The sequence below is a fragment of the Myroides sp. JBRI-B21084 genome (assembly GCF_030545015.1).
GTDB lineage: Bacteria > Bacteroidota > Bacteroidia > Flavobacteriales > Flavobacteriaceae > Flavobacterium.
This window is the reverse complement of the sequence record NZ_CP120653.1, coordinates 2,068,468-2,091,143: the sequence shown is the minus strand read 5'-3', so window position 1 is coordinate 2,091,143 and position 22,676 is coordinate 2,068,468. Positions and strand designations below refer to the sequence as shown.

The 22,676-nt window shown below is 33.3% G+C and carries 18 protein-coding genes; 10 read left to right on the top strand and 8 right to left on the bottom strand.

Going from position 1 to position 22,676, the window contains the following annotated elements; all coding sequences use genetic code 11:
* The first annotated feature begins 83 nt into the window (after positions 1-83).
* The 7 genes from P3875_RS09995 to pgi all read left to right on the top strand — a co-directional run bounded on the left by P3875_RS09995 (position 84) and on the right by pgi (position 9,636).
* On the top strand, positions 84-2,288 hold the full coding sequence (locus P3875_RS09995) for a patatin-like phospholipase family protein (RefSeq protein WP_303443824.1): 2,205 nt from the start codon (positions 84-86) through the stop codon (positions 2,286-2,288).
* A 180-nt stretch (positions 2,289-2,468) separates the two neighbouring features.
* The gene (locus P3875_RS09990) at positions 2,469-3,626 is read left to right on the top strand and encodes a homogentisate 1,2-dioxygenase (RefSeq protein ID WP_303443823.1); all 1,158 of its coding nucleotides are present in this window, start codon (positions 2,469-2,471) and stop codon (positions 3,624-3,626) included.
* Between the two features lie 54 nt (positions 3,627-3,680).
* Entirely contained in the window at positions 3,681-4,844 is a 1,164-nt protein-coding gene (hppD, locus tag P3875_RS09985) for a 4-hydroxyphenylpyruvate dioxygenase (RefSeq protein WP_303443822.1), read from the top strand.
* Between the two features lie 256 nt (positions 4,845-5,100).
* Entirely contained in the window at positions 5,101-5,871 is a 771-nt protein-coding gene (locus tag P3875_RS09980; protein WP_303443821.1) for a DUF3108 domain-containing protein, read from the top strand.
* Entirely contained in the window at positions 5,871-6,806 is a 936-nt protein-coding gene (locus P3875_RS09975; protein WP_303443820.1) for a tryptophan 2,3-dioxygenase family protein, read from the top strand. The genes P3875_RS09980 and P3875_RS09975 overlap by 1 nt, the downstream gene beginning before the upstream one ends.
* Positions 6,806-8,050, top strand: a complete 1,245-nt coding sequence (locus P3875_RS09970; protein ID WP_303443819.1) for a peptidoglycan DD-metalloendopeptidase family protein — start codon at positions 6,806-6,808, stop codon at positions 8,048-8,050. Before P3875_RS09975 ends, P3875_RS09970 begins: the two co-directional genes overlap by 1 nt.
* The gene (gene pgi / locus P3875_RS09965; protein WP_303443818.1) at positions 8,050-9,636 is read left to right on the top strand and encodes a glucose-6-phosphate isomerase; all 1,587 of its coding nucleotides are present in this window, start codon (positions 8,050-8,052) and stop codon (positions 9,634-9,636) included. Before P3875_RS09970 ends, pgi begins: the two co-directional genes overlap by 1 nt.
* A 69-nt stretch (positions 9,637-9,705) precedes the next feature.
* On the opposite strand, the gene P3875_RS09960 is transcribed toward pgi, so the two are convergent.
* From P3875_RS09960 to P3875_RS09930, 7 genes are all read right to left on the bottom strand, one after another.
* Positions 9,706-10,875, bottom strand: a complete 1,170-nt coding sequence (locus P3875_RS09960; protein WP_303443817.1) for a class I SAM-dependent rRNA methyltransferase — start codon at positions 10,873-10,875, stop codon at positions 9,706-9,708.
* Between the two features lie 70 nt (positions 10,876-10,945).
* Positions 10,946-12,181, bottom strand: a complete 1,236-nt coding sequence (locus P3875_RS09955) for an AI-2E family transporter (protein WP_303443816.1) — start codon at positions 12,179-12,181, stop codon at positions 10,946-10,948.
* 3 nt (positions 12,182-12,184) lie between these two features.
* Positions 12,185-12,841, bottom strand: coding sequence for a CoA transferase subunit B (locus tag P3875_RS09950; protein WP_303443815.1), 657 nt, complete (start codon positions 12,839-12,841; stop codon positions 12,185-12,187).
* 2 nt (positions 12,842-12,843) lie between these two features.
* On the bottom strand, positions 12,844-13,545 hold the full coding sequence (locus P3875_RS09945) for a CoA transferase subunit A (protein WP_303443814.1): 702 nt from the start codon (positions 13,543-13,545) through the stop codon (positions 12,844-12,846).
* Between the two features lie 70 nt (positions 13,546-13,615).
* Complete coding sequence (locus tag P3875_RS09940) at positions 13,616-15,958, bottom strand: penicillin-binding protein 1A (RefSeq protein WP_303443813.1); 2,343 nt, start codon at positions 15,956-15,958, stop codon at positions 13,616-13,618.
* A 15-nt stretch (positions 15,959-15,973) separates the two neighbouring features.
* Positions 15,974-16,465, bottom strand: a complete 492-nt coding sequence (locus P3875_RS09935) for a gliding motility lipoprotein GldH (protein ID WP_303443812.1) — start codon at positions 16,463-16,465, stop codon at positions 15,974-15,976.
* Positions 16,449-17,744: a PSP1 domain-containing protein gene (locus P3875_RS09930; RefSeq protein WP_303443811.1), complete on the bottom strand. Its 1,296-nt coding sequence runs from the start codon at positions 17,742-17,744 to the stop codon at positions 16,449-16,451. The genes P3875_RS09935 and P3875_RS09930 overlap by 17 nt, the downstream gene beginning before the upstream one ends.
* On the opposite strand from P3875_RS09930, the gene P3875_RS09925 reads away from it, so the two are divergent.
* Positions 17,743-17,964 (top strand): hypothetical protein, encoded by a 222-nt coding sequence (locus P3875_RS09925; protein ID WP_303443810.1) that lies wholly within the window; start codon positions 17,743-17,745, stop codon positions 17,962-17,964. The two genes, P3875_RS09930 and P3875_RS09925, sit on opposite strands and share 2 nt — an antisense overlap.
* 99 nt (positions 17,965-18,063) lie before the next feature.
* On the opposite strand, the gene P3875_RS09920 is transcribed toward P3875_RS09925, so the two are convergent.
* Positions 18,064-19,134, bottom strand: a complete 1,071-nt coding sequence (locus P3875_RS09920) for an endonuclease/exonuclease/phosphatase family protein (RefSeq protein WP_303443809.1) — start codon at positions 19,132-19,134, stop codon at positions 18,064-18,066.
* 131 nt (positions 19,135-19,265) lie between these two features.
* On the opposite strand from P3875_RS09920, the gene P3875_RS09915 reads away from it, so the two are divergent.
* Both P3875_RS09915 and P3875_RS09910 read left to right on the top strand, forming a co-directional pair.
* The gene (locus P3875_RS09915) at positions 19,266-22,052 is read left to right on the top strand and encodes a carboxypeptidase-like regulatory domain-containing protein (protein ID WP_303443808.1); all 2,787 of its coding nucleotides are present in this window, start codon (positions 19,266-19,268) and stop codon (positions 22,050-22,052) included.
* 12 nt (positions 22,053-22,064) lie between these two features.
* Entirely contained in the window at positions 22,065-22,676 is a 612-nt protein-coding gene (locus tag P3875_RS09910) for a hypothetical protein (protein WP_303443807.1), read from the top strand.

Sequence of the window (22,676 nt, the reverse complement as noted above, 5' to 3'; positions counted from 1 at the left end):
AACAAACCTATTAAAGCTTTTGTGTTTTTTAGTAAATTTGATACAAATCAAAAAAACGTACTTTTTAAAATCAAATCAAAAAAATGCTTAAAACCTTAATAACAAATCTTCTAATAATAAGCTTTGGCTTTGCGGCTTATTGTCAGCAAAAACCTAAAGTAGGTTTGGTTTTAAGTGGCGGTGGTGCAAAAGGTTTAGCACACATTGGCGTTTTAAAGGTTTTAGAACAACAAGGCGTTAAAGTTGATTATATAGCTGGAACCAGCATGGGGGCTATTATTGGCGGTTTATATGCATCGGGGTACACTGCTAACCAAATAGACTCTATTTTTAATACGGTAGATTCTGATGCTTTACTTCAAGATTATATCCCAAGGAATTCAAAATCGTTTTACGAAAAACGAAACGATGAAATTTACGCATTACAATTACCCTTTAACGATTTTAAAATTGGCAGTCCTGTTGCGCTTTCAAAGGGTATGTACAATTACAATTTAATGCACAAACTTTTAGCACATGTTCGGTTTGAAAATGATTTCACAAAACTTCCCATTCCTTTTCTTTGTGTGGCTACCGATGTAGTTACTGGCGAAGCTGTGGTTTTAGAAAAAGGGAATTTAGCGCAAAGTATTTTAGCTAGTGGCGCATTTCCATCGTTGTACACACCCGTAGAAATTAACGATAGATTACTAATTGATGGTGGTGTGGTAAACAATTACCCAATTGAAGAACTGCAAAAAAAAGGAGTTGATATTATTATTGGGGTTGATGTACAAGATGGTATTAAAAACCGCAACGATATTAAAGGCGTTTTTGATGTACTTATGCAAATTGCCAATTACAGTATGTATCAAGGCATGAATACTAAAATCAATCAGACCAATATTTATATTAAACCAGATATTTCGAACTATTCTGTGGTTACATTTGATAAGGGTTCAGAAATTATTCAAAAGGGAATTGATGCCGCAAATGAAAAAATATCCGAATTACAAAAAATAAGCAGCAACCACAAAAAAAATAAACTTCCTAATTACATTTTAAACGATGATTTACCTATTAAAGAAGTTAAATTCAACCATTTAAAAAATTACAACAAAGATTACGTTTTTGGTAAACTAGGTTATTTTAAAAATCAATGTGTATCATTTAACGAATTAAAAAATGGCATTACAAACCTTAATGCTACACAAAATTTCAGCAGTATTAATTACCATTTTGAAAAAGGTAATGATGAAGAAGGCGATTACTTAGTTTTAAATTTAAAAGAAAATACCGTAAACCGCTTTTTAAAGTTTGGTTTGCATTTTGACAATCTTTACAAAAGTGCGGCATTGGTAAACATTACCCAAAAAAAATTACTTTTTAAGAACGATGTTGCTTCGTTTGATTTTATTTTTGGCGATAACTTACGATACAACTTTAACTATTTTATAGACAATGGATTAAGATGGAGTTTTGGGGCTCAAAGTCGTTTTAACAAATTCAAATACAACGTTTTAACCAATCAAAAACCAATTATAACAGATCAATTTTTAAAACTAGAAACTTATAATACAGCTTACACCGATTTATCTAACAGGTTGTATGTACAAAGTTACTACAACAACAAATTTTTAGTAGGTTTAGGGCTTGAACACAAGTTTCAAATTGTAGATATAAACAATGTAAATCTCACAAAAAACTGGTTAGATAAAAGTCATTACGCAAGTTCGTTTTTTACCCTTGTATTAGATACATATGACAATAAATACTTCCCTACAAAAGGTTTGAATTTTAATACCGAAGTAAAACACACTTTTTTTTCAACCAATTACAACCAAAATTTTGAACCTTTTACCCAAATAAATGCAGAATTAGGTACTGTAAAAACATTTTTTAATAAATTTTCGGTCGAAGTAAAAGGCGATATTGGCATTACCGTTGGTAGTTTACCAGCACCTAATCTTAATTACTTTTTAGGCGGTTACGGCTTTCAGTCATTAAGCAACATAAAACTTTTTTTTGGATACGATTTTTTAAGTTTAAACGCCAACACCTACTTAAAAACAGCACTAAAAGTTGATTATTTGTTTTACAAAAAACACCATATAAACTTAACGGCCAACTACATGCACTTACAAAACGCAATGTTTCAGTACAACGATTGGTTTACACAACCTTTAAAATCGGGGTATGCATTGGGGTATGGTTTTCAAACCGTAATTGGGCCACTAGAAATTAAACAATCGTATTCACCACAAGTAAAAACCCACTTTACTTGGTTTAGTTTAGGCTTTTGGTTTTAACAAAAACACAACCCTAATTTTTTAATCAAAAGTATCGCATTGCCAAAAATAGTTTTTATATTTGTTAGGTATGAAAACATGGCAAGGATTATTAGCAAAATTAAAATACTTCATTAAACGCAATCCCGAATGAAGAAGGCAATCCTATGCTTTTATTCATTAATTTAAAATAAGTAAACTATGCCTATATATCATAAATTAGGAGAAATTCCACATAAACGCCATATACAATTTCGTAAACCTAACGGTGAATTGTATTACGAACAACTTTTTGGCACTGTTGGTTTTGATGGTATGTCTACAAACATGTATCATAACTACCGCCCAACCATGGTTAAAGAAATTAAAAACCAATATTCGGTTGCGCCAAAAATTGCCAAAGAAAACAATATTCAATCGTATCGTTTACGTGGTTTTAATGTATTGCCGGAAAACGATTATTTACAAAGTAGAAAAATTGTTTTAACCAATAGCGATTGCCACATTGTTTTGGCTGCACCTAAAAAATCAACCACTGATTATTTTTATAAAAATACCGATTCTGACGAAGTTATCTTTATTCACAAAGGTACCGGAAAGTTAAGAACCATGTTAGGAAACTTAACTTTTAAATACGGTGATTATTTAGTGATTCCGCGTGGAATGATTTACAAAATTGATTTTGACACCGAAGACAACCGCTTATTTATTGTAGAATCGCACAGACCTGTGTACACACCAAAGCAATACCGCAACTGGTTTGGGCAATTATTAGAACACTCGCCTTTTTGCGAACGCGATATTCGTAGACCTGAAGAATTAGAAACGCACGACGAAAAAGGAGAATTCTTAATAAAAATTAAAAAGAAAGACGAAATTTTCGATATCGTTTACGCTTCACACCCATTTGATGTGGTAGGTTACGATGGTTACAATTACCCGTATGCATTCTCAATCCACGATTTTGAACCAATTACAGGTAGAATTCACTTACCGCCACCAATTCATCAAACTTTTGAAACAGATGCTTTTGTTATTTGTTCATTTGTACCGCGTATGTATGACTACCATCCGCAATCAATCCCTGCACCATACAACCACAGTAATATTGATGCCGACGAAGTTTTATACTATGTAGATGGCGATTTTATGAGTCGTAATGATATTGAAGCAGGCCATATTTCATTACACCCTGCAGGTATTCCACACGGACCACACCCTGGCGCTGCAGAAAGAAGTATTGGTAAAGTAGATACCCAAGAATTAGCCGTAATGGTTGATACTTTTAAACCCTTAATGGTTACAGAAGAAGCAATGAAAATTGCCGATGATAAATATTATTTATCTTGGCTTGAATAGTTGCTATTAAAAAATTACGTTTAAACAACAATTATACAAAACACAACAATTATTATGTCACAAGAATTAAAGTCTGTAGAATACGGATTAGAAAAAATATTTGAAGGAGCACAAGATTTCTTACCTTTATTAGGTACAGATTATGTAGAATTTTACGTAGGAAACGCAAAACAAGCGGCACATTTTTATAAAACAGCATTTGGTTTTCAATCATTAGCTTACGCTGGTTTAGAAACAGGTGTTAAAGACAGAGCTTCGTATGTGTTAAAACAAGATAAAATACGTTTGGTTTTAACAACAGCTTTAAATTCACAGTCGCCAATTGGTGAACACGTTAAAAAACACGGCGATGGTGTAAAAGTAATTGCTTTATGGGTTGAAGATGCACGTAAATCATTCGAAGAAACTACTAAACGTGGTGCAAAACCTTATTTTGAACCAACTGTTGAAACCGATGAAAACGGTGAAGTTGTTCGTGCAGGTATATATGGTGCGTATGGCGAAACAGTGTTTGTTTTTGTAGAACGCAAAAACTACAACGGTATCTTTTTACCTGGTTATAGCGAATGGAAATCAGACTATAACCCAGAACCAGTTGGCTTAAAATTTATTGACCACATGGTTGGAAACACAGGTTGGAACCGTATGAACGAAGCGGTTAAATGGTTTGAAGATGTAATGGGATTTGTTAACTTTTTATCGTTTGATGATAAACAAATCACTACTGAATACTCTGCTTTAATGAGTAAAGTAATGAGTAACGGTAATGGCAGAATTAAATTCCCAATTAATGAACCTGCAAACGGTAAAAAACGTTCACAAATTGAAGAGTATTTAGATTTTTACGAAGACGAAGGTGTACAACACATTGCAGTTGCTACAGATGATATTATTAAAACTGTTGCCGATATGCGTGCAAGAGGAGTAGAATTTTTAAGCACACCTCCACAAGCATATTACGATGCAATTCCTGAAAGATTAAAAGATCATATGTCTAAATTTAAAGAAGATATTAACGAACTTCAAAAATTAGGAATTATGATTGATGCTGATGAAGAAGGTTATTTATTACAAATATTTACAAAACCTGTAGAAGACCGTCCAACTTTATTCTTTGAAATTATTCAACGTATGGGCGCTAAAGGTTTTGGTGCAGGTAACTTTAAAGCGTTATTTGAATCTATTGAAAGAGAACAAGAAAAAAGAGGTACTTTATAATTTAACTACACATTTGTGTTAAATATTAGTTAAGTAAAATTAATTGTTTTAAAATCAAAAAAATAAACCTACCTTTGCACTCACAAAAATAAGGGATCATATAACCTTATTTGAGTGTAATAAATTTTTCATAATTTATAGTTTTTTGGTTGGTTAATAGCATAAAAACCTGGTTGGAAACAACTAGGTTTTTTGTTTTTTAATAACTTTGGAATAGATATTGTTTTGTATCTTTCAAACAAAATTGTAAAATGATATGAAAAACCATTTATTAACAATAATTCTACTATTTACCACCGCATTAGCAATTGGTCAAAACAATGCTTTTAAAGCAGGTGAATTTTTTAAATTTCAAGTATCGTACGGCTTTATTAACGCTGGTATCACTACTTTAGAATTAAAAGAAACTACATACAACGGCAAAAAAGTATTCCACGCAAAAGGCGACGGGTATACAACTGGCTTTTCTAAAACATTTTTTAAAGTTAAAGACGATTACCAAAGTTATTTTGATGTAGAAACAGGTTTACCATACCGCTTTGTACGTAAAATAAATGAAGGAGGTTACACAAAAAACCAAGAAGGTTTTATTAACCAAAACAACAAAACTGTTCTTTTAAAAGATTATAAAGCTAAAACTCAAAAAACATATAATGTACCCCATAATGTACAAGATGTAATTTCGGCCTTTTATTATCTAAGGAACCATGACAAAATAAACAATATAAAGGTTGGAGAAACTATTTCAATTGATATGTTTTTTGATGACGAAACCTTTAAATTTAAATTAAAATTCATGGGTTATGAAAAAATAAAAACTAAATTTGGTACGATAAATTCAATGAAATTCCGTCCGTATGTTATGGCAGGACGTGTTTTTAAAGAACAAGAAAGTTTAACACTTTGGGTATCAAATGATGAAAATAAAGTACCTTTAAAAATTCAAGCAAGTTTGCTTGTTGGTTCTTTAAAAGCAGAATTAATTCAATACAAAAACATTAAAACCAATTTAAAACTAATAAAATAATGGAAATTTCAAACGAAAGACTACAAAAAGTAAACCAATTAGAAGATAAATTCACCAAAATTGATCAAAAATTAGACACACATTTAGAAGGTTTACTTTGGCAAAAACCAATTACTTATTGGGACTATATACAAACCGATGCCTTACTAAGTTTGCAAATTCAACGCAGTACGTTACCCGATGAAATGGTATTTATTATGTACCACCAAGTGAACGAACTGTTGTTTAAAATGATTCTTTGGGAAATTGAACAAGTTTGCTTTGCAGAAAACTTAACAACTACTTTTTTTACCGATCGTTTAGGAAGAATTTCACGTTATTTTGATATGCTTACCACATCGTTCACAATTATGCGCGATGGTATGGATACCGATCAATATCTTAAATTTAGAAACACTTTAACACCTGCAAGTGGTTTTCAAAGTGCTCAATACCGTTTAATTGAATTTGCTTCAACAGATTTAATTAATTTAATCGATGCTCGTTACCGCAAAACCATAGATCGCAACACCCCTTACGAAAACGCATTAGAACACATGTATTGGCAAGCAGCTGGTAAAGATTATGCTACCGGAAAAAAATCGTATCTAATTAATGAATTCGAAAAAAAATACAAAAAAGAATTCGTTGATTTCATGCAAAAATACAACACCAAAAACCTTTGGCAAACCTTTAAACAGTTACCCGAAGAAGATCAAAACAATGAAGAATTACGCAACGCAATGCGTCATTACGATAAAACTGTTAATATAACTTGGGTAATGGGCCACTTTAATGCTGCTAAAAAATACATTGAAAGCGAAGCTGGTCCGCAAGAAGCAACCGGTGGTAGCGATTGGAAAAAATACATGCTACCGCAATACCAACGAAGAATTTTCTTCCCTGAATTATGGAGCGAAGAAGAATTAGCTAATTGGGGAAAAGACGCCTTGTAATGAAGTTTTTTAAAATGATATCGGCTATTGCCATCGTTTCTTTTTTAATAGCTTGCAATAAAAAAACAGAAGATAATAAAACTGAAAAAGCTGTTACCGTTAAAAAAGAAACTAAACCCGAATTCGCATATGGTTTTTCGTTAAAAGAATACCATGTAGAACGCGATACGGTTGAACGTGGCGATAATTTAGGTATGATTTTAGCTCGACATAATTACGATGCAACCGAAATTTATGATATTGTTCAAAAGGTAAAAACCACTTTTGACCTTAGAAATATTAAAGCAGGCAAAACTTTTACACTTTTAAAATCAAAAGAAGCTATTTCTAAATTGCAAGTTTTGATTTACGAACCCAATAAGTTAGGCTTTCAGGTAATTGATTTTCGCGATTCAATACACGCTTACACTGTAAATTACCCCGTAAGTTATAAAACGCGTACAGTTGCTGGCGAAATAGATGGATCTTTATCAACATCTATACAAAACCAAGGATTAGACCCCGGACTAGCAGTTGCATTAGCTAAACGTTTTGCATGGACCGTTGATTTTTTTAAATTTAAAAAAGGGGATCAATTTGCATTAGCTGTAAAAGAAAAATACATTAACGATTCTATTTACGTAGGAACCGAAGAAATACTTGGCGCCTATTTTAAGTACGATGGAAAAGATGTGTATGGTTTTCCGTACAAACAACCTGGCGATACCGAAACTCAATTTTTTGATGAAAATGGGAAACAAATGCGAACCATGTTTTTAAAATCGCCTTTAAAATACTTTACCATTACATCTAAATTTTCAAAAAACCGCTTTCATCCTGTACAAAAAAGATTTAAAGCGCATAATGGTACCGATTACGCTGCACCGCACGGCACTCCTATCATGACAACAGCCGCAGGCGTTGTAGTTGAAACAGGACGCACATCGGGCAACGGTAACTACGTAAAAGTAAAGCACGATGGCATGTATACCACCCAATATTTGCACATGTCTAAAATATTAGTAAAACGTGGACAACGTGTAAATCAGGGTCAAATAATTGGCAAAGTAGGTAGTACCGGCTTAGCAACTGGGCCTCATGTTTGTTATCGTTTTTGGAAAAATGGAGTACAAGTAGATCCGCTTAAACAAAAACTACCAACAGCCATAGCTATGAACAATAATAACTTAGCGCAATATTTAACAAAAATAAAACCAATAAAAAGCAATTTAGACAAAATGCTTAAAGCAAAATTTAATAAATAATGCCCTTATTAAAGATAAATCCTACCGAAACACTTTCTTGGCAAAAGCTACAACAACATTTTTACGATATTCAATTTGTAAAAATGCAACAACTTTTTTGCGAAAATAAAAACAGAGCCAATGAATTTCACATTCAATGGAACGATTTTTTAGTTGATTTCTCTAAAAATCGCATCAATGCAACAACAATAGATTTGTTGGTTGAACTTGCAAATGAAGTAAACCTAAAAGTGGGGATTGATGCTTTAGTGAATGGAGCATTTATAAACGAAACAGAAAATCGTAAAGTTTTACATACCAACTTGCGTAAACTAAGCACAACTGAAAATGCTGAAGTGCACGATGCTTTAAACAAAATGCAACATTTTACTCAAAATGTAATAAACGGCACTTTAAAAGGCTCAACTGGTTTAGCTTTTACCGATGTAATTAATATTGGCATTGGAGGATCGGATTTAGGACCAAAATTGGTAACCGAAGCACTAGAAAATTACAAAAATCATTTAAATATTCATTACATTTCTAATATTGATAACGATAGTATTCAAACTTTAAAAAACAAATTAAATCCTGAAACTACATTAATTATTATTGTATCAAAATCGTTTACAACGTTAGAAACCATAAGTAATGCCAACATTTTTAAAGATTGGTTGTTACAAAATAATTTAAAAACGCAACACCATTTAGTTGCCGTTTCATCAAACATACCCGAAGCGGTTGCATATGGTGTTGAAAGTGTAAACATTTTTCCTATGTGGGATTATGTAGGCGGACGCTATTCGTTATGGAGTGCAGTTGGTTTAAGCACGGCATTAGCCATAGGTTTTAATCAATTTAAACAACTTTTAGATGGCGCTAATGAAATGGACAACCATTTTACAAACACGCCTTTTAAACATAACATTCCGGTGATTTTAGCGCTTATTTCCATTTGGTACAATAACTTTTTTTGTTTTGAAACCGAAGCTGTTATTCCGTATGTTGATAAACTTAAAATGTTACCAGCCTATTTGCAACAAGTAGTAATGGAAAGTAATGGTAAAAACGTTGATAGAAATGGTGATACTGTAAATTATGAAACCGGAAATATTATTTGGGGCGAAGTTGGAACCAATTCACAACATGCTTTTTTTCAATTATTTCATCAAGGAACCAAAATTATACCAACCGATTTTATTGGTTTTGTAAACGCTTTTACTCCTAGTGATTTGCACGATTTACTTATGGCAAATTTCTTTGCACAAACCGAAGCATTAATGAACGGCAAAGAAGGAAATTACCATACAAACGATTCAAATGACAAAAACGCGGTTTATAAAGATTTTAAAGGTAATAGACCATCAAATACCATTTTAATAAACAAACTTACCCCTAAAACGTTAGGTAGTTTATTAGCCCTTTATGAACATAAAACTTTTGTACAAGGGTACATATGGAACATTTATAGTTTTGATCAATTTGGTGTAGAATACGGTAAAGTATTGGCCAATAATATAAAAGCCGAGCTAAATAATCAAGATATTAAGAATCATGATTGTTCTACCACCTTTTTATTAAATCATTACTTAAAAAATAAAAAGTAAACTATTAATAAAAAAAACAAACCCCATTGTAAAATAAAAATGCAATGGGGTTTATTTATAATGTACATATTAATCTTCAATATACAGCACCAATCCTTTTAAATAAGAACCTTCAGGGTGAAACATATTTACAGGATGATCTGGTCCTTGTGAAAGTTTATGTAAAACACGTACTTTTCTACCTGCTTCAATAGCTGCTGCAGCAATGGTGTTGTAAAAAAGAACATCGTCTATTACTTGTGAACATGAAAAAGTAAATAAAAAGCCACCTTTTGAAATAGTTTTTAAACCAGCAATGTTTAAACGCTTGTATGCTTGGGTTGCGGTATGCTTACTTTTTATGTTTTTTGCAAATGCGGGTGGATCTAAAACAATTACTTCGTATTTATTTTTATTTTCTTTCAAAAATTCAAACACGTCTGAAGCTATAGCTTGATGGTTGCTATTTGCAAAATTTAAATCCATGTTTTGTGCAGCCAGTTTTACTGCTTTTTCAGAAATATCGACAGATGTTACCAAACTAGCACCTGCTTGCATTGCATAAATAGAAAATCCGCCAGTATAACAAAACGTATTTAATACTTTTTTACCGTGTGAATAACGTTGTAAAAGCTTTCTGTTTTCGCGTTGATCTAAAAAGAAACCTGTTTTTTGACCTTCCACCCAATTTACATGAAATTGTATATTGTTTTCTATAGCAATGGTTTCGTTATTTGTTCCAAATAAATGAAAATCGGTACCTGTATTTGGTAAAGTTTGTGCACTTTTACAGTAAATAGTTTCACAAAAATTAGGAAAGCATTCTTTTATTGCATCAGCTATTTTACGAATATTAAAGTATATGCCTGATGAATGTGCCTGAATAACAAAATTATTGTTATAAAAATCTATAATTAAACCAGGAATTCCATCGCCTTCTCCATGAATTAATCTAAAAGCATTGGTTTCGTTGCTGTTTAGTAAGTTTTGGCGTAATTGCCAAGCAGCGACTAGTTTATTTTTCCAAAAATCATCGTTAAAAACCTCATCGGCAAAAGTAAGTACGCGTATTGCAATACTACCTTTGTTGCTGTAAAAACCAGTTGCTAAGTGCGCACCATTGTAAGTAGTAACATCAACCATTTGGCCGTCTTCTAACTCACTACTAACTCCATAAACTGCTCCACTAAAAATCCAAGGATGTTTACGTAAAACCGATTTTTCTTTTCCTTGTTTTAATATAACCTTTTCAAATTCCATTGAAATATTTTTTTACAAAGGTAGTAAAATAGATTGGTCGATTTTTTTAAATTAAAAGTTTGAAATAGGATTAAACTTTGGTCTCGTCAGATTCTTTATTATCAGAATTTTCTGTAGTAATTTGTTCTTTTTCGGGTTCTGATTTAGGTAAAATTGTAGTTTTAGGTTTTCTATACAAATATCTGTTGTAATATTTTTCAAAAAAAGGCGTAGGTGCATCTTCTTCGCCTAAAACAAAACCATAAGGACGTAATCCATCAACATTATCAAAAATAATTTTACAAATAGCCAAAATAGGTATCGCTAGAAACATACCCGCAATGCCCCAAATAGATTCGGCAATAACAATACCGAACAATACCACAAAAGAATTTAACGCAACTTTTGAGCCTATAATTTTAGGTGTAATAATATTTCCGTCAATAGAATTAACAACAATAACGACTACAACTACCCAAATTGCTTGTATAGGTTGACCAGTAGCTAAAGTTACTAAAGCAGCTAAAACAGTAGCAGTAAAAATACCAACGTAGGGTATTAGGTTTAAAACACCACACAAAATAGCAAATAATAAGGCGTATTTTATACCAATAATACTGTAGGCAATAAACATTAAAGTTGAAACGGCTAATAATTGCAAAAACAAGCCAAAAATATATTGTTTTATAATGATTTGAATTTCAACAACAACTTCCTTTACTTTTCTTTGATCTTTTGGAGGAAAACACCATATTAAAAATTTAACCAAATGGCTTCGGTACAACAAAAAGAAAAAAGTTGCTAAGAACACAAATGTAGCCGAAGCTAAAGTTGATGTAACCGATGATAATGCTGTACCAACAAATCCGGAACCACGTTTTAAAACTTCGTCTAGATTTTTGGCAATGTATTTAATTTGATCTTCTTCTGAAACGCCAAAACGGTTGTAAACAAAAGTTTGTACATCGTGAAAAATGCGTTCCATTTGAAGTTGAAACTCTGGCAAGTCTTGAGTAAATTGTGCCATTTGCGTACCTATCAAAAAAATAACACTAATAACAACCAAACTAAACAATATAGGTGCTATTAATGAAGATAAAATTCGCGGAAATTTTAGTTTTCTTTCTTGAAAATTTGCAAAAGGCAACAAAAGCATTGATACTAAAAACCCCATAACTAAGGGTACCAACACTGTTTTACCTACAACACTAATATAAACAATAGCAATTAAACTAAACAAAACACAAGCCAACCTAATAACAAAAGCAACAGATTGTTTGTTGTTATTAGATAAGCTTGAGTGTTTATTTCTATTTTCTTTATTCATTTTTTAAAGAACCATTTCTGGAATTGTTCCTTCAATAATTAAATCAGCTTCAGTAGCTTTAATAATATCTTCAACGCTAACACCAGGTGCGCGTTCTAAAAGTTTAAACCCATTTGGGGTAATTTCTAAAACTGCTAATTCTGTTACTACTTTTTTAACACAGCCAACACCCGTTAAAGGCAATGTACATTGCTTAAGTATTTTAGATTCGCCTGCTTTGTTTACGTGCATCATGGCAACAATAATATTTTCTGCCGAAGCAACTAAATCCATGGCACCGCCCATACCTTTCACCATTTTTCCAGGAATTTTCCAGTTGGCAATATCACCGTTTTCTGAAACTTCCATTGCACCTAAAATAGTTAAATCAACATGTTGTGAACGTATCATACCAAAACTTGTAGCCGAATCAAAGAAAACAGCACCTGGTAAAGTTGTAATGGTTTGTTTACCTGCATTTATAATATCAGCATCTTCTTCTCCTTCAAAAGGAAAAGGTCCCATGCCAAGTACTCCGTTTTCAGATTGAAATTCTACATTCATACCTTCAGGTACATAGTTTGCAACCAAAGTTGGAATACCAATTCCTAAATTCACATAAAAACCATCTTGCAGTTCTTTAGCAATACGCTTTGCAATTCCAATTTTATCTAATGCCATAATTAATCTCTTTTACGTACAGTTCGTTGTTCAATTCTTTTTTCGTAGTTTTCTCCTTGAAAAATACGTTTTACATAAATTCCTGGAATATGTATTTGGTTAGGATCTAACTGACCAGCAGGTACCAACTCTTCCACTTCGGCAATTGTAATTTTGCCTGCACCCGCCATACACGCATTAAAATTGCGTGCTGTACCGCGAAAAATTAAATTTCCAGCTTCATCGCCTTTCCAAGCTTTTACAATGGCAAAATCAGCTTTATAAGCTTCTTCCATTACATACATTTTACCGTTAAATTCACGGGTTTCTTTTCCTTGTGCAACTTCAGTTCCATAACCTGCAGGTGTAAAGAAAGCGGGAATACCTGCTTGTGCAGCACGGCATTTTTCGGCTAAAGTTCCTTGTGGAGTAAGTTCTACATCTAATTCACCGCTTAACATTTGGCGTTCAAATTCGGCATTTTCACCAACGTAAGATGCAATCATTTTTTTTACTTGGCGCTTTTGTAATAATAAGCCCAAACCAAAATCATCAACCCCTGCGTTGTTTGAAATGCATGTTAAGCCTGTTACATTTTTGCGAACCAACTCGGCTATTGAATTTTCAGGAATTCCACTTAACCCAAAACCTCCAACCATAATGGTTTGATTATCTTGTACATCGTGTAATGCTTCTTGTGCATTAGCAACCTTTTTATTAATCATAATTTTTTAGATTGTTTGTGGTATAAAAATATAAAAAAAAACGACTTCATAATAGGAAGTCGTTTAAATATTAAAAATCAAATTCTTTTGGCACACTTTCGGTTGGTGTTGCTAAACTATCTTTTTTATCATTACCTGTACTTACTGAATCGTTTGAAACACGTTTCCAACAATCTACTAAAACACTGATGTTTGATGGACGTTCAAAATCTTCGTCGGAAACGTAAAGTGATTTATCAGCATAACATTTCTTCATAAAAATACCCCAAATAGGTAAAGCCATAGTAGCACCTTGCCCATAAACGGTTGATTTAAAATGAGCTGCACGGTCTTCGTTACCAACCCAAACACCTGTAACTAAATTTGGAACCATACCAATAAACCATCCATCGGAATTGTTTTGTGTTGTACCAGTTTTACCAGCAATTGGGTTTTTAAATGCATATGGGTATCCAGTCATGGCATGGTAACCTGCACCACCACCACCTGTATAACGCAAACGTCCACCAGAACCACCTTCGGTAACACCTTCAAGTAATTTTACTATGGCATAAGCAATGTCTTTATTCATTACATCGCGAGTTTCTGGTTTTGATTCGAATAAAACTACACCGTTTTTATCTGTTATTTTATTTATAAATCGTGGTTTTACGTAAACCCCTTGGTTTGCAAAAGTACTATAAGCGGCCACCATATCGCTCACTGTAATCTCAACGGCACCTAATGCAATAGCTGGCGATGCTGGAATATCTGATTTAACACCTAAATCTCGGCATAAATCTATAACTGCTTTTGGTCCTACACGATCCATTAAACGAGCAGTAACGGTGTTTAAAGATTGCGCTAAGGCATATTTCATTGTTACAGAACCATAGTATTTATTGGCTGAGTTTTTTGGCGACCAAGGTTGTAAAATACCATAACGCCCTTTAGGCATTGTAAATGGGCCGTCGTAAATATAATCGCAAGGACTCATTCCAAGTTGATCTATGGCAGTTGCATAAACAAAAGGTTTAAAAGTTGAACCAACTTGGCGTGCACCTTGAGCAACGTGATCATACTGAAAATGTTTATAATCTATACCACCTACCCAAGCTTTAACGTTACCTGTTGTTGGATCCATAGACATCATACCCGATTGTAAAAAGTGTTTGTAATACACAATAGAATCTAAAGGAGTCATTAAGGTGTCCTTCTCGCCTTTCCAAGTAAAAATGGCCATTTTGGTTTTTTTACTGAACGATTTTATAATTTCATCTTCTTCTTTTCCTTGTGCACTCATTTGTCGCCAACGCTCAGAATTACGCATTGCGCGGTCGATTATTTTCTTTGTTTCAGCTTGATTTATTTGTATAAACGGTGCATTTTTATTGCCTTTTTGCTGAATAAAAAACTCTTTTTGAAGGTTAGACAAGTGTTTTTCAACAGCTTCTTCGGCATATTCTTGCATACGTGAATCTATTGTTGTGTAAATACGTAATCCATCGCGGTAAATATCGTAAGTAGATCCATCTTTTTTAGGATTTTCTTTTACCCATTTGCGCATATAATCACGTAAATATTCTCTAAAATAAGTTGCGTAACCTTTAGTATGTGTTTCAGGTGTATAGGTTATTTTTAGTGGTTTATTTTGAAATTTTTCAGTTTGAGAATGATTCAACTTACCATTTTTTTCCATTTGTGCCAATACAACATTTCGTCTGGTTTGGGCACGCTCTGGGTTAAAACGTGGATTGTAACGCGAAGGCGCTTTTAACATACCTACTAAAACTGCTGCTTCATCTACAGTTAAATTTTTAGGTTCTTTGTTAAAATAAATATTTGCTGCTGAACGTATTCCGTATGCATTACTCACAAAATCAACCGTATTTAAGTAATAAGCTATAATTTCGTTTTTAGTATACTGGCGTTCTAATTTTACGGCAATAATCCATTCTTTTACTTTTTGAATTACTCTAAAAAGCTTGTTGCTTGAACCTGAACTACCGTGAAATAAGTTTTTAGCTAACTGTTGTGAAATGGTACTAGCCCCTCCGCTAGATCCTGCTGTAAAAATTGCACGCATGGTCCCTTTTGCATCGATACCCGAGTGTGAATAAAAACGTTCATCTTCGGTTGAAACTAAAGCATCTACTAAATGTTCGGGTAGTTCTTCATATTTTACGGGCATACGGTTTTCTAAGTAAAACTTACCTAGTGTTTTACCGTCTGATGAAATGATTTCGGTAGCTACGTTAGATGCTGGATTTTCTAACTCATCAAAACTAGGCATCGCCCCAAAAATACCCCAATTTGCAAAAGCAAATATAAGTACAATAAAGGCAAGGCCTGCGCCAAATAATTTCCAAAATAACCTAAAATATCTTTTATTTGTGGATATTTCTTTTTTATTAGTTTGATCTATTTTTTCCATAATATCTTATGCAAATTATTTTATTTGTAAACCAACATCGGTAATTCCGTTTAAAACAGCATCGCCTTTAACTTGATTAACTTTTCTTAAGGCATGAACAATTTCTACTTCATAAACGCCTTGTTTTTTAAATGTAGTTTTTTCGCGCCATATTAATTTATGTTCTTTTACATTACTAAAGCCACTACCCAACATGGTGCCATCTGCATTTGCCATTTGGTATTGCAAAGTATCAACAATAGCATTACCTGTTGGCGGTATTGTTTTTACAATTACAAACAAATTGCTGTAGGGATACTTATTGTTTGTGCGTATGTTTATATATGCGTTATGTTTTGCAACTGTATCTTTTGAGTTAAATGAAAAAACAGCTGGTTGATTTTTTTTCCAACCGTTGCTAAAGGATTGGTATTCGTTAAAAAAATCGGTATTTGTACAACCTATAACCGCAAATATTGTTGATAAAGCTACAACTTTAAAGATATTTCTTTTATTGCTTATTATCATTGGGCTTTTGATTTTGCTTATTTGTATTATTTTTGTTGGGTCTTTTAAAATTCTTTTTTCGTGCTTTATTTTGATTTGTATCCGCTTGATTATTAACACTTTCCGAATCGACCTTAGGTTTTTCAACTTGGTTATTCGTTTTTGTTGGCTGATTGGTTTTTGTGTTTTTGTTTGGCGCTTTCTCGGTATTTAAAGCCGTATTTTGCTGTGTACGTTGCTGTTGCGTATTGGCATTGGTACGTTTAGCACGTGGATTTGTATCGTCTTTAGCTTCGGGTTTTTTCTTGTTGCGTTGCGGACGTTTTTTGCGCTTAGGTTCATCAAAACGCGATAAACTATCTTCTGCTACAACATTTTGTAAAGATGTAGTAGCTGCTTCTTCAAACACATATTCTTCAACAGCATCAATAGCTTGACCTTTTTTATTTAAAGCAAGCATTTCTTTTACCTGTTCTACTTCAAATTTAAACCAGTTTGCACTGTTAGATGGATATGCAAACCACATTACTTCTTTAAAAATATCAATTTTTTGGCAAACTAATTCGCCGTTTTTAGTGTTGATACGTGTTTCGGTATCGGGCATGCCTTTAAGTGCGTCTAAATATGTATCTAATTCATAATTTAAACAACACTTTAATTTACCACATTGACCTGCTAATTTTTGTGGATTTAACGACAATTGCTGGTAACGTGCTGCAGCTGTATTTACGCTTCTAAAATCGGTTAACCAAGTAGAACAACACAATTCACGACCACATGAACCTATACCGCCCAAGCGAGCTGCTTCTTGACGAAAGCCTACTTGTTTCATTTCGATACGAATACTGAATTCACGTGCAAATTCTTTAATTAATTGTCTAAAGTCAACACGGTCGTTTGCGGTATAATAAAAAGTAGCTTTTGATGCATCGCCTTGAAATTCAATATCAGAAATTTTCATTTCTAACTTTAATTCAATTGCAATTTCACGTGCGCGCACTTTCATAGGCTCTTCTTTATTACGTGCATCGCTCCAAATGTCAATATCTTTTTGGGTTGCTTTGCGGTAAATTTTTAAAGTTTCACCGTATGGATTTACTTTTTTCTTTTTCATTTGTACTTTAACCAATTCACCTGTTAAAGTTACAACGCCAATATCGTGCCCTGGGCTAGCTTCTGTAGCAACTACATCGCCTATTTGTAAGGAAAGTTTTTCGGTATTTTTATAAAAATCTTTTCTACCGTTTTTAAAACGAACTTCTACTACATCAAAAGGTTCAAATCCTGATGGGTAGTGCATGTTAGACAACCAGTCAAAAACACTTAGTTTATTACAACTATCGGTTCCACAAGAACCATTACTACCGCAGCCTTTTGGTATGCCAGAATCGTTTGTTTTGGTAGAACAATTAGTACATGCCATATATATAGAACAACTTGCGTTGTTGGTTTTAATTAATAAAAATTTGTGTAAAGATACTAATTTTAGTGGTGTATCATACGCTCTTAACGTTTTATAAAGTTAAGAGCTAACTAAGTTATTGAAAAAAAAATTGCTACAAAATTAATTTACAATAAGTTTTAAAAACAAAGGCTGCCCAAATGGGCAGCCTTAATTCTTAATTTTGTTCTTTTATTAGGTATATGTAAACTGGAAAGTGGTCGCTAAAACCTGGTTCTCCGCTTAACTGATTTCGTAATGGATAGCCTTTGTACTGCCCCGATTTTTGAGTTAAAAATGGTTTGTTAAAAATACCTGTTTTCCAATATCTGTATGATGAATATTCTTTGCTTAGTAAAGGTTCACTAATAATTATTTGATCGAAAATATCCCAAGCATCGCGGTAAGCTATTGTACCGTGACCTTCTTTATACAATTGGTACATTGGGTTAAACACATCGCCTTTTTCAACATCGTCTTTTTTACCTTTAGCGTTCAACACTTCTTTTACCGATTTGTTATACGGTCCATCGTTTAAATCGCCCATAGTAAAAATTTTGGCGTTTGGGTTGATTTGTTGTAACGAATCGATTATTTTTTTGTTTAAAGCTGCAGCGGCTTCGCGGTTTGGACTACTTTTCTTTTCACCGCCTGAGCGTGATGGCCAGTGGTTTACTATAAAATGCATCTCTTCGCCATCAAACAAGCCTGAAACTAACAATTGATCACGTGTATAAATACGCTTGCCTTTTCCGTTGTTACTATCTTTATCTTGTGTTTTATCGTAAATATATAAAGGTATATTTTTTGAACTAGTAGGTTTAAAATGTTTTGTTTGGTATAACAAACCTACATCAATACCCCTGCGATCAGGCGAATTATAGTGTACAATACCGTAAGCTGCACTTTTTAATTTAGGCATATTTACTAAATCTTCTAACACCTTTTTGTTTTCTAATTCGCAAACACCTAGAATGGTAGGCATATTAGGGTTTTCGTCTGTACCTAACTCTGATATAGCTCTACTTAAATTTTCTAATTTTTGGTTGTATTTTCTTCCATCCCAATTTCTTTCCCCATTTGGCGTCCATTCTTCATCGTAAATACTTTCATCGCGAATGGTATCAAACAAGTTTTCTAAATTATAAAATGCAACCGTGTGTATTGCATATGATTTTTTTTGTGGTTGTGCACAACCTACGGCTCCTAACAAGGTGGTTAATAGTACAATTCTAAATTTTATGCCCATATTAATTAAATATAAAGTTTTCAACAAACAATGGCACAAAATTAATTAATATTTATAAAATAACTACATTTGCAGGGAGTTAAGTTTAGATTAAGCTTACAAAATTTTCAAACAGGTTATTTTTAGTTTTTATGAAAAAATTACTCTTTAGCACTTTTTTAGTGTTAATTACCCTAACAACTTGGGCACAAAGTAAAGCGTTACGCGGGGTGGTTGTTGATGCAAAAACACAGCAACCCTTGTTAAATGTAACTGCAAATTTATCTAACACAAATTTATCGGCAACAACAAATGCGCAAGGTGAATTTGAAATTTTAAACCCTACCACAGGTAATCAGGTACTGTTTATTAACTTTACGGGGTATATTCAAAAGCAATTTATTTTGGATATTCCTACCGATAATGATGTAGATTTAGGTACTATTTACTTGGAAGAAGATGTTACATCTGAACAACAATTAAGTTTAATTACCCTTACCGAAAATGATTTGGGTGATGACAATTCTGGTTCTGAAACTACTTCGGGCTTACTTCAAGCATCGCGCGATCCTTTTCGCCAAGCAGCTGCTTTTAACTGGGGGCAGGCACGCTTTAGAATTAGAGGTTTAGATAACGAATATGGAAATATCTTTATTAATGGTATTTCTATGAACAAAATTGTAGACGGGCGTCCGCAGTTTTCTAACTGGGGCGGTTTAAACGATGCTACCCGTAATCAAGAATTCATTAACGGTTCTATGCCTAGCGATTATGCTTTTGGTGGTATTTTAGGGGTACAAGCTATTAACACGCGCGCTTCGTTCATTCGTACAGGAACAAGAGTTTCGTTATCGGGTGCTAATACCAATTACAGCGGCCGTGGAATGATAACTTACGGTTCGGGTATGACTAAAAATGGTTGGGCATATGCAGCGTCGGCTTCATATCGTTTAGCAAAAGAAGGCTTTTTTGATGGAACAGATTATGATGCAAAATCGTTTTTCTTAGCTGTTGAAAAAAGAATTAACAACAACCACAGCTTAAACTTATCGGCTATTTACGCACAAAACAGTCGCGGTAAAAACGGCCCTAATACACAAGAGGTTATTGACTTAATGGGTTACAAATACAACTCATACTGGGGTTGGCAAAATGGCAAAAAACGCAATTCACGTGATAAAGATGTTGAAGAACCGTTGTTTATTTTAAGTCATTATTGGAACATCAGCGAAAAATCTACTTTAAATACTAACGTATCGTATCAATTTGGAAAAATTTCTAATAGCCGCTTAGATTATAACGGCGCAAATAATCCAGATCCTACATACTACAAAAATTTACCAAGTTACTATTTAAACTTACATGACACATCGGGCAGCGTACCCGTTTGGACACCAGATTTTGCTAAAGCTGAACAAAACAGAAACGATTTCTTAGCTAATTCACAAATTAACTGGGATCGTTTATACCAACAAAACATTATGTTAGGCAAATCGGTTAATGCTTTATATGCCGATGTTACTCAAGACAACCAATTAACTGCAAATACTTTATTTAATACACAAATTTCTAATAAAGTTGGCTTTAATGCAGGTTTAACTTATCGCAAATTAAGATCAGAAAACTACCAAGAAATGATTGATTTATTAGGCGGACAGTATTTAGAAGATCGCGATTTATTTTTAAGTTCTGAATTTGCCGATTCTGATGTGAACAACCCTAACCGTAAAGTTTACCAAGGCGATAAATACGGATACAACTATATTATGCACGCAAATGTGGTTGATTTATTTACACAGTTTCAATTTAACTTTGGCAAATTAGATTTTTATTTATCACAAAATGCTTCGTACACCGATTATCAACGCGAAGGTTTGTATAAAAATGCTTTATATGCCGATTCTTCATACGGTAAAGGCAGCAAAATATCTTTTGAAAACTTTGGTTTTAAAGGTGGGGCAACTTATAAATTAACAGGTCAACACATATTTAACTTTAATGCAAGTTACTATACACAAGCACCTTCAATTCGTAACAGCTATACAAATATTAGAATTAGCGACGGTAAAATTAACAACTTAGACAACGAAAAAGTTTTTGGTACCGATATTAACTATATTATACGTACACCAAAAGTAAAAGGTAGAATTGGCGCTTATTTTAACGATATTAAAGATGCTACAAGAACATCGTTCTTCTTTGCAGACGGTATTGATTTAGAATTAGACGACGCAACTAGCAGTGATTTTGTTGCAGAAATTACTCGCGGTATCAACAAACAAAGCATGGGTGTAGAATTAGGTGCTGAATACCAAGCTACAAAAACCATTAAAGTAACTGCAGCTGCAAACTATGGGCAAACAATTTTCTCTGACAACGCTAATGTTTATTTAAATGTTGACGGAAGACGTGAAAGTGGTTTAAACCCACTAATTAACTATGGCACCAGCTACATTAAAAACTATCGCGTAGGTGGATCGCCACAACAAGCATATTCAATTGGTGTTGAATACCGCGATCCAAAATATTGGTGGATTGGTGCAAACGCAAACTTTTTAACTGATATTTATTTAGATGTATCGCCTTTATTAAGAACAAACAATTTCTTTGCAGAACCAGGTCAAGGTGGTGCAGCGTTTAACGAAATTGATACCAACGTAGCAAAACGTTTATTAAAACAAGAAAAATTAGACGATATTTTCTTAGTAAACCTACAAGGTGGTAAATCGTGGAGAATTAATGGTAAAACATTTGGCTTCTTTGCATCGGTTAACAACGTATTAGGTTTAGAATACAAAACAGGTGGTTTTGAACAAGCACGTAACGCAAATTACCGCGAATTATTAATGGATCAAGCAAGTGGTACACGTACCTTTGGCCCTAAATATTTCTACGGCTTTGGCAGAACTTATTTCTTAAATTTATACATGAACTTTTAATTGAAAAGTGATATGAAAAAATTATTATACATATTCCCAATAGCTGTAATAGCATTAACAAGTTTATTTACAGCTTGTTCACCAGAAAACGAACAGGAATTACCACAATACAGCCCATCAATTTTTTTCGATGATTTTGAATGGTTTACACAAGGTAACACAGAAGCTAACACATGGACAAATGATGTAGTTAAAGGAACAAAACCTTGGAAATTTGAAACACGTAGTAATAACAGTTACCTATACTTTTCGGGCTATGCTTCGGGTGGTGCTGTTAAAGATGTTGAAAATGAATCGTGGATTATTTCTAAAGCATTTAATATTGATCAAGCAAATTTAAAACGCCTTACTTTTATTTCAACGCAAGGATACGTAACCGATGTTACTAAAAACGATTTAGAATTATACGTTATTCATAACATCACCGAAACTTCTGCCGATAGTGTTAAACTTAATTTTAACAAACCTATTGTTGGTGGATCTAACTTTAAATGGGTAAACTCTGGCATTGTTAGTTTAGCTGACTTTAAAGGGAATATAAAAATTGCTTTTAGAGCAACAGGTAGCGGTACCGATACTAGTGCTGATGGAACTTATGAAGTGGATAATATTAAAGTGTTTTAA

Coding starts and splice junctions, on each gene's coding strand:
- P3875_RS09995 (WP_303443824.1), top strand. CDS start 84: ATGCTTAAAACCTTAATAACAAATCTTCTAATAATAAGCTTTGGCTTT.
- P3875_RS09990 (WP_303443823.1), top strand. CDS start 2,469: ATGCCTATATATCATAAATTAGGAGAAATTCCACATAAACGCCATATA.
- hppD (WP_303443822.1), top strand. CDS start 3,681: ATGTCACAAGAATTAAAGTCTGTAGAATACGGATTAGAAAAAATATTT.
- P3875_RS09980 (WP_303443821.1), top strand. CDS start 5,101: ATGAAAAACCATTTATTAACAATAATTCTACTATTTACCACCGCATTA.
- P3875_RS09975 (WP_303443820.1), top strand. CDS start 5,871: ATGGAAATTTCAAACGAAAGACTACAAAAAGTAAACCAATTAGAAGAT.
- P3875_RS09970 (WP_303443819.1), top strand. CDS start 6,806: ATGAAGTTTTTTAAAATGATATCGGCTATTGCCATCGTTTCTTTTTTA.
- pgi (WP_303443818.1), top strand. CDS start 8,050: ATGCCCTTATTAAAGATAAATCCTACCGAAACACTTTCTTGGCAAAAG.
- P3875_RS09960 (WP_303443817.1), bottom strand. CDS start 10,875: ATGGAATTTGAAAAGGTTATATTAAAACAAGGAAAAGAAAAATCGGTT.
- P3875_RS09955 (WP_303443816.1), bottom strand. CDS start 12,181: ATGAATAAAGAAAATAGAAATAAACACTCAAGCTTATCTAATAACAAC.
- P3875_RS09950 (WP_303443815.1), bottom strand. CDS start 12,841: ATGGCATTAGATAAAATTGGAATTGCAAAGCGTATTGCTAAAGAACTG.
- P3875_RS09945 (WP_303443814.1), bottom strand. CDS start 13,545: ATGATTAATAAAAAGGTTGCTAATGCACAAGAAGCATTACACGATGTA.
- P3875_RS09940 (WP_303443813.1), bottom strand. CDS start 15,958: ATGGAAAAAATAGATCAAACTAATAAAAAAGAAATATCCACAAATAAA.
- P3875_RS09935 (WP_303443812.1), bottom strand. CDS start 16,465: ATGATAATAAGCAATAAAAGAAATATCTTTAAAGTTGTAGCTTTATCA.
- P3875_RS09925 (WP_303443810.1), top strand. CDS start 17,743: ATGTTAGACAACCAGTCAAAAACACTTAGTTTATTACAACTATCGGTT.
- P3875_RS09930 (WP_303443811.1), bottom strand. CDS start 17,744: ATGCACTACCCATCAGGATTTGAACCTTTTGATGTAGTAGAAGTTCGT.
- P3875_RS09920 (WP_303443809.1), bottom strand. CDS start 19,134: ATGGGCATAAAATTTAGAATTGTACTATTAACCACCTTGTTAGGAGCC.
- P3875_RS09915 (WP_303443808.1), top strand. CDS start 19,266: ATGAAAAAATTACTCTTTAGCACTTTTTTAGTGTTAATTACCCTAACA.
- P3875_RS09910 (WP_303443807.1), top strand. CDS start 22,065: ATGAAAAAATTATTATACATATTCCCAATAGCTGTAATAGCATTAACA.